The 7,792-nt window shown below is 34.3% G+C and carries 7 protein-coding genes; all 7 read right to left on the minus strand.

What is annotated here, in order from left to right:
* Positions 1-132 precede the first annotated feature (132 nt).
* A complete protein-coding gene (locus FQ608_RS26910; protein ID WP_158861614.1) occupies positions 133-1,857 on the minus strand; it encodes a hypothetical protein in 1,725 nt (574 codons plus the stop codon).
* 65 nt (positions 1,858-1,922) lie between these two features.
* Complete coding sequence (locus tag FQ608_RS26915) at positions 1,923-3,287, minus strand: IS110 family RNA-guided transposase (protein ID WP_158861615.1); 1,365 nt, start codon at positions 3,285-3,287, stop codon at positions 1,923-1,925.
* Between the two features lie 395 nt (positions 3,288-3,682).
* The gene (locus FQ608_RS26920; protein WP_158861616.1) at positions 3,683-4,162 is read right to left on the minus strand and encodes a hypothetical protein; all 480 of its coding nucleotides are present in this window, start codon (positions 4,160-4,162) and stop codon (positions 3,683-3,685) included.
* A 6-nt stretch (positions 4,163-4,168) separates the two neighbouring features.
* Entirely contained in the window at positions 4,169-5,254 is a 1,086-nt protein-coding gene (locus FQ608_RS26925) for an FRG domain-containing protein (RefSeq protein ID WP_158861617.1), read from the minus strand.
* A gap of 157 nt (positions 5,255-5,411) precedes the next feature.
* Positions 5,412-6,377 carry a hypothetical protein gene (locus FQ608_RS26930; RefSeq protein ID WP_158861618.1) on the minus strand — a complete coding sequence of 322 codons (966 nt, stop codon included), beginning with the start codon at positions 6,375-6,377 and terminating at the stop codon, positions 5,412-5,414.
* A gap of 42 nt (positions 6,378-6,419) precedes the next feature.
* On the minus strand, positions 6,420-7,121 hold the full coding sequence (locus tag FQ608_RS26935; protein WP_158861619.1) for a hypothetical protein: 702 nt from the start codon (positions 7,119-7,121) through the stop codon (positions 6,420-6,422).
* Positions 7,122-7,175: 54 nt separating this feature from the next.
* Positions 7,176-7,634, minus strand: coding sequence for a hypothetical protein (locus tag FQ608_RS26940; protein WP_158861620.1), 459 nt, complete (start codon positions 7,632-7,634; stop codon positions 7,176-7,178).
* Positions 7,635-7,792: the final 158 nt, after the last annotated feature.

Raw genomic sequence — 7,792 nt, forward strand, 5'->3', positions numbered from 1 at the left:
TTTAAGAAAAAATCTTCAAAAATCACTTGCTATTTAAGACAGTACCTCGATTGGCGGTTCGTTGTTTTCTTTTGGTTAATGTCACTTGTTTCATTTTTGTCGTGCCGTATTTTGCTGTTTTTTGTTTTCTATTTAGTCAACAATTGCATCGTGAGACTCTGGGGGAATTATTTGTTTTAAAACTTCTAACATAAATGAGGGATTCCCTAATTTTGTTTTTATATTTTCTTTCAAATAAAATCTACTATAAACCTCAAATGGTGTCGTTCTATATTGCTCTTTTTGGGTGTGTTGATGATATTCCTCAATGAATTTAAAAAGTTCAATGAACTCTTGATTTAAATAATCTTCATGTATTTCAAAGTAGCTAAGATTAATAAATGTCACGTCTTTTACTTTTGTCTTTGTAAAAGTTTCGGAACTTAACATTTCGCTAAATTTCTTTTTGAGAATTTTGTTTATCCCTTCGTACCCAAAGGATAAGTCTGTATAAACTACTATGGGATAAATATTTAGTGTTGCTTCTTCTGTTATTTCGTCAAAAAAAAGTGCGTTATTTTCAATATATTTTACAGCATTATAAAGTTGTTGTATCCCCTTCGGGTCTTTCTTCTGATTTTCAAAAAACTTCTTTTCAAATTCAGAGTATAATAATTCTTTGTCTGATTTTTCTTTCAAGTCTGCACTAAGTAGAATGTCTTTAAATTCTATTAGAATAATGTTGTCCCCTTTACGCAAATAATAATCACAAATCTCATTGCCATCATTTTTCTTTGCGTCATCGCCTGATTTTCTGATAAAGTTAGGAAAGCATTTTTCCATAATAAGTCGGAAATAAATGTCTTCCATAAACTCTTTACCTTTTACAGAGAGAAAGTTACCCTGATAGCCTTTGTTTTCTATAAATTTTTTGAATGAAAAAATTTGTGCTTTATATAATTGGTCAATGAGAAAATTAATGTCAAGAAGAAAGTAAATGTATTTATCAAAATGATATAACATTTTATTGCGTAATGTTCTGAAACTATTGTCAGGGCTGTAAGTTGAGATTGTGTCGTTGATTGATAAACTATTTATATAGTCAATATTTATTAGCGGGAGCAAATTGCCTAATGGAATAATTTGTTTCCGTTCTGTTATATGTTCGCCTATACCAACTTGAGTGAAAATAGTAAGTATATTGTATATTAAATCTTTATAGTCTTTTACCCTTAAGTGCTTGTAATAGTCTTGAACAAAATCTTTGAATTTATCTGATTGTTCAAGATATTCAAATATTTTTATACTCCTTGTAATTTGATTTGAAAAGTCAGTTGTTGAGGTGTAATCTTTCTGATAAATAAAGTTTGGAAGTAGAATACTCTCGGTTTCCTCTTTTGCTGCTGCTTCTTGAACTTCTTTAGTTGTAATTTTAAATCTTGCGCTAGTAATACTATTCAATATTAAATAAGCATCAAGAACTTTTTTTGCTTCGTCACTTGTGAGGTCTCTGGTTGGATTTGTATTGTAATTTCTGAAAATTAATTCATAGAATAGCAAGTTTGAATATTGCCAAAAAACAATGGGCCACTGTTGTTGGTCAAGGTGCTTTTGAAATACTTTTTTGAAAATTTCTATTGTCGGTTCTCCTGCTTTTACAATCAAATTATTTAGTAACTGTATTTGAATGTTGTATGCATCTGTGCTTACTTCGTTCAGATACAATTTTATATTGAATCCCGAAATGTAATTCAATAGGGTTACAGATGGAATGTCTTTAATCAAGGTGTCAGCAAAGGAAACGTCCTTTGTCTCACCATAAACTTCATTGTAGTCAATGATAGTTTTTAAATTCATTCTTGTGTCAAGTTCTGCCATTGTCTAATATTTCGTGTCTTGTTTGGGTATCCTGTTACAATTCTGACTAACGTTTAAAAAAGCCTTCAAATTTGGCTAATTTCGAGGCCTAGGTCTTCATTAGTGAGTCCGAATTTATCGATTTGTTTTTTAATCCTTTTCACCAAACCTAGCTTTCTTTTCTGGTCAAGGAAGAGATATCCTTCGGGGTTGATATAGGGGACTCCCTTGATTACCATATTCCAAATGATAACCGCCAGTTTACGTGCTGTAGCACTGATGGCTGATACCCTGCCTTTACGAAAGCTGATTCGTTGGAAAAAGTCTCTGAGTGGTGTTGACTCTTTGAGATTTCCAATCGCATTGGCGGCATTCCTAAGAGCGATTTTGAGTCGATTACTTCCTTTGGGCACTTTGCTGGATAGCACCTTTCCACCACTTACCTTGTTGTTGGGTGCTAGTCTAAGCCAAGAGGTAAATTGCTTGGCTGTTTTAAACTTTCTGATACCCTCTAAGCCCACTTCGCTCATCAGGGCCAGCACCGTGGAAAAACTCATCCCTTCAATTGCCAAAAGATCTGTTCCCTCGAACATCTGATACGCTTTTAGATTTAGATCAATGTCTTTTGGAGTGTTCTTATTGACTCTTTTATGGGGTTTTGATTCGAGGTAGTGTTCTCGCTTATTATCATCCGAATCAATGATTTCATTCAGCTTTTTCTCTATCTCTTTATCACAATCCTCAATTTTCATTCGAAGATGATCATAAGTATCCAGCTCCTGTTTTAGGGCAAAAAGGTAATCCTTCCTTCCATTACTCTGTAAGGCAGCTGCTATCTCTTCCTCACTCTTTCTGCAATTCCCATGTCGGAGTGAAGCCAACTTCTTGGGATCTGTTTCTCCATTGCAGATGGCTCTGATAATCAGCAGTCCTGTAAGTCCACAAATATCATTTACAACTACATCCAATCGGAAGTTTAATAGCCTTAGATATTTCTGCATTTTCTTTGATGCTGAAGCAGCTGAATGAAGTAAATTTGAATTGTGTCTACAATAAGTTCTTAACTCCTCTGTCTGTCCATCAGGCAAAAAACTTCCGGTAAGTAATCCCAATGTATGTAGCTTTTGAATCCACTGACAGTCCAAAACATCGGTCTTTTTTCCTTTGATGTTTTTGGTGAACTTACCATTACATAATATCAGATGGAATCCTTTTGAAAGTAAGACTGAATAGAGGTTTTGCCAATATGTCCCAGTACTTTCCATTGCTATGGTTTTTACATTCTTTTCCTTCAACCAGTCTGCCATGGCGTACAAATCTTGGTTGAATACCCCAAATTCCCGAACATCATGCTCGGTTTGACCTACTGCTACCCAGTGGGAGCGACTGCCGACATCAATTCCCGCAGCCTGCGGATTGACGACTTCCATGGAGATAGATTCCTGTTCCATAAGATTAAGAATAGATAGGTCTCTCAGGGGATGTGCTTTTGGCTAGAAAATATTCTGAACGGGGTATCTGACTTTTTAAAGACAAATCCGCCACTGAAATCATCGCAAGCATCCCAACCAGAATGACGCCCGTGCTGTAACGCAACATTTCTAAAATCGGCCTTGCTGAGAGGCTATTAATTTACATAAAATCTTGCCATGATGCTCTCTTACGTTAGCTTACGAAATCAACTTTTTAAAGTAGGGGAAATGACCGCCAACGTGCCGAGGCTTTGCGTTCGGGCGGGTTTCGGAGCACAAAGTTTCAATTTATCATTAAAGTTCATTAGAAGCACAAAGCTCCGAGTTTGTACGTCAGCCCGCCTGACGCAAAACCCTTGTTGGCAGTCGTTTTTCTATCTTTTCCAAGTCCATTTGTTATGATTTATGATGTTAGGTTGGGGGTTTGAATGCCCTAGCCATATACCTTCAATATTATTGGTGTCAATAATTCTCAATTCATATGCACCATAATAGCCAAGTTCATTTTTTCTATCACCCCATTTACCAATTATGTTTCTGCCAATGATTTCACCAAAAACATAATATTCTTCATCATTATTGGCTCTGAATTCGCCGTATATGTATTTGCCAAATTGTTTTAGTATTAAAGCACTTTGTCGACCAGCTTTATCTTGATATTTGTCTGAAATCTCATTTTCCCACAGTTGAGTCCATTGTCCTGAAATTGTTTCTGGTTTTGTGCGGAATAACCATCTCACAGGTAGCCAATGACAACGTTTTACAACAAAAAAAGCTAGATTAAAATCAAGTATTGTTTTTAGAATTATTCCGAGGATAAAGGGAATTAATGGTATTAGTATATGATAGTCCATAATATTTTAATATTGGTTCTTAACTTGTTTGAGATTCATAGTCATTTTCCTTAATTCTTCATTTGAAATACCTGTGGGATTATGAACTAATTTATTTCTAAAAGTTCTTAAATAATCAAACTCTTTCAATAAACCATATTTTTCTTCTTTATATTTCATTAATGTTAGCATCGCATCTCTAGTATTATGAACTTCTCTTTTAAATTTACGAGCATCTCTTAAAATCACTTGTTCGAATTCTGTCCAAAGTTTCAAAAACTCACCTAGATTTAAAGGTGCAATATCACTGACTAATTCTTGTCCGATTTCTCTGCATATAGCTTCTATTGTGTCGTTTTGGGGATATAAGGCTGTATCAGGAATTTTATCAAACTCCTTACCCCAAAATTTTTCAGTATTTGGAATTTCAAATTTTGCAATAAGTCTTGTATTAAGGTCTAATTCTGCTTTGTTTACATACTCATTTGTTATATCATCGGTTCCAACGAGGTAGCCCTCTTGAAAATAGGGTCTTAAGGCTTGTGGAGGACAAATACTTAGCAGACGTATATTAATTAAATCGTGTTCAGAATTAACGGAAATTCTATTCGTATAATAAGGAAGTCCAAAGACATAAATAAATGCTGTATCTTCAGTATTTCCAAGCATACTGAATGAACAAGCAACTCGAAGTGATTGGGTAATATCAAGAAGTGGTGTCTCTGTTACCTCATAATGTTGAAGTAAACTCCATTGTATTAGCTTCTTTCTTTGAAACTCTGTATGTCCTTCAATTTTATTTTGCTTAAATAACTCAACCAATATCTTACTCGCACTTTGTAGTTTATCAAATCTATAGTCCAGTTCAGGTTGGGTTAAATATTCCTCTCTGTAAATAGTAGGATAAAAGGTTGACGAATTGACTTTATTTTTATAATCATTTTTCTGTCCCCTAAAAAACAGTAAATAATCCTTATTTAAAAATGAAAGTTTCGCAATTTGTTCTACAAGGTCACGATAGGTAGCTATAGGGAAGCCTGCATCAATACCGACAGTCTTAGGAGTGGTATGTCTTGATAATTCTTGTGTTAGTTTACCGTAAATTTTCCTCATTAAGGTGTCGTCTTAAAATTACTGCCAACGTGATTCAGCTTGGAGACGGCGGGCATTCGGAGCCGTTATCTTCCAGCCTACTCCTAACTTCTAAAAGATACTGATTTTCATAGTTACTCGGCACCGCCCGCTGGATCCAAGGTGATGTTGGGCACTGTTATTTTTTCTTTAAGAATATCCTGTCAGTAAAATAAGCCTTTTCAATATTCTCAGGAATGTACTTTGTTTCGAAGTCAGCACTCTCTATAAAGTCAATAATCCTATTTTTATTTGATTCACTTTCTAGGTCTATTTCTAAAATTTCCGCTTTTCCATTCTTATCAATTAGCAATTTCAATTCGAACCCAAAACCATCGTTTCTATTCGGAGAACCATCGGGGATATATGATTTCATGTTAAGGTATTTTGCAAGTGCTATTTCAAACGCCTCCCCGCTACTGAGTTCTGGAATACCATATTCTAGTTCAAACTTGGTGGGATATTTTTCAAATTTCACTCTTCCGTTATTAACCTTAGTTTTAGTGAAATAGGAGTATGCATCATTTATCCTATTGGTAATTCTTCCAACTCCTAAATTGATAACAAGTATTACATTTTCACAGGTCACAATATTTAATTCTTCTCCCATCAAAAAAATATAGTCTGACTCCATGCGCTTCTCAACTTCATTTGGAAGGTATTCATCGAAAATCAAAATATTGACTGCTGAATCATAATTTGGTTTTCCTAGATAGAATGTGCTATAAACCCAATTGTACTTGCATGACCCTTCTGATGTGTCCACAAGTTCTTCTGTTCCGTATGCTTTTAAAATTCCATTTTGGGAATAAATTCTTAGAGGAGAATTGTCTCTGTCAGAAAAAGGCTCGATAAACACAAGCTTTTTACCATTATCACTTAAGAAAACCGTTTCGCCCGCAAAATATCTATTAACCTTCCAGATTAATTTGTCACTGGAATCAAAAATTTGTGTTTGTCCTAGAGTATCATATTCTTGATTTGAATACGGTACAGAGCAAATATAGAAATCTTGGTTTCTGGAAAACTTCTTGTATTCATAAGACAGTTGTCCAAAACCTTCAATACTAAAAAACAAAAGCAATATGGTAATGTGTGTTTTCATAATAGTGCCCAACGGGATCCAAGGTGATGTTATGCTCAGTTTTTATTCTATTTTTTCAGGATAATTTAAGGTCAATAAATGGATGGTCATAAGAAGTAATTCATCCTGTGAATCTATATTAAACCAATCATGACATTTTATTACTATGCCATTCATTGCGGGAGTATAGTCACCCATAATTTCGAAAGCCTTTCCATAATCTTTTAGCTTTTCATGTTCGTCTGTCAGGTCGATCAGAAACTTCGCAAATCTTCCTTTAGGATTGAGGCAAATGCTCTGAAAGGTAACTGTACTATCCTTTTTATAAGATCTTTCATATTCGCAGATTTTCCATATGTCTTTGAAAATATTAGAGTCTATATTTTTTAGTAGCTGCAATTCACCCTTTTGGGATATTGGTAGTTTTAATTCTGCACTTGCCTCTAGATTTTCAAATTGGTTGAAAAATTTATTATAGCAAGCCAGTTTTGCATCGCCACAATTATGTGTTATTTCCTTATCCACAAATTGAATTAGCTTTTGCAACTCTAAGATTTCTTTGGAGGTATAATAGTCTTTAAGGTTAACTGAATTGGTTTCACCCACGCACGAGGAAAGGGCTATCCATAAAAGAGTAAATGTTTTAAATACTTTCATTTTTTGGGAAAATTGAGCATAACGTCGTGATTCAGCTTGGAGACGGCGGGCATTCGGAGCCGTACTCTTCAAGCTTACTTCTAACTTTTTAAAGATACTGATTTTCATATTTACTCGGAACCGCCCGCTGGATCCAAGGTGATGTTATATCTCGTTGTTTATTCAATAACTTTTGTTTTCAAACCATTTATTCAATGCTTCTCGATATTTTTTTATTGTATAATCATCAAATTCGTTTGATTCTAGTTGGAGAAAATTTTCAACCTTTTTTTGAATTGCTTCATAGTTGAAATCATTAATTATTTCTATTTGGTTATCAGATTTAATCAGGAGATAAACATCTCCATGGCTTGAAATTCGACCAAATCTATAGATTCCGTTTTGATTAAGGTTATCTGGATTAAAAATATCAATTACATAAACATTTTGAAATATATTTAACATTCGTTCATCAACCTCAGATTTTGTTAATTCCCCTTTAATTATCAAATAATTCAACACTTCAGTTGAGAATTTCTTGTCTATCCTAAAAGCATCTACTAATCCGTAGTTTAAAGTGTCTTGAGCTTTAAGATGGGAAAACGAAAAAAATAATGCTATTATGAGGAATTTTTCTTTCATGGCTCAACCTATTTTCTATCTTTTTCTGTAATAAAATTTTAATCGTGAATCAAGTCATGCTATTCTTTTGGGTAATCGTGAGTTTTTTTTTGCAATGAGATATAACGTACGTCAGATTGGTGTCGGGCCCTTTTCGTGTCCTTCATTCGGGCCTGACA

The sequence above is a fragment of the Lunatibacter salilacus genome (assembly GCF_009797935.1).
GTDB lineage: Bacteria > Bacteroidota > Bacteroidia > Cytophagales > Cyclobacteriaceae > Lunatibacter > Lunatibacter salilacus.